Below are 570 nucleotides of genomic sequence, written 5' to 3'. Positions count from 1 at the left end.
CTTGAAGGCGGCGAGCACCATCACGGCGAGTACGGCAGCAATGGCTATAGGCGCCTTGTTACGGCGGTAGGCGCGTTCTTGTACCGAGTTCAGGCTGATCAACTCGCCGTTGTCGGCAAACTTCTTGATCTGCGACGCTGTGCCCTCTACCAGCATGACGTCACCGAACTGCAGTTCGAAGTCATCCAGGTTGTCTTGAATGTTTTCGTTGTGGCGGTGTACTGCCAACACGTGAATGCCGTAGCGCGCAGTCAGGTTGAGGTTGCGCATCGGTCGGTGGCTGTAACGCGAATTGCGGCCCACGATGGCCTCGGCCAGCATCACATCGCGGGTGGAGATGGTCTCGAAGCTGTCGGCGCGGTTGATCGCCAGCAGGCAGGTGTGCCGCAACTCGACAAAATCACGCATGCTGGTGTGCAGCACCAGACGGTCGCCTGCCAGTAACTGGGTGTCGTTAAGCGGGGTAGACAGCTCCTCATCGCCGCGAAAGATTTTCAGCACGCGGATGCCGCTGTTGCCGTTTAGGTTCGCCTGGCTGATGGTCTGGTTGATCACCGGCGAGTCGTGCGG

1 protein-coding gene is annotated in these 570 nt (G+C 59.3%); it reads right to left on the bottom strand.

Annotation, left to right across the window (positions count from 1 at the left end; translation table 11 throughout):
* Positions 1-570 (bottom strand): TrkA C-terminal domain-containing protein (locus AAFM29_RS17810; protein ID WP_341714041.1); only part of this gene is annotated, 570 nt, incomplete at both ends.

Origin of the sequence: Erythrobacter sp. (assembly GCF_038133525.1) — a bacterium.
GTDB lineage: Bacteria > Pseudomonadota > Alphaproteobacteria > Sphingomonadales > Sphingomonadaceae > Qipengyuania.
The sequence above is the reverse complement of the archived record's forward strand: the minus strand, read 5'-3'. Positions and strand labels throughout refer to the sequence as shown.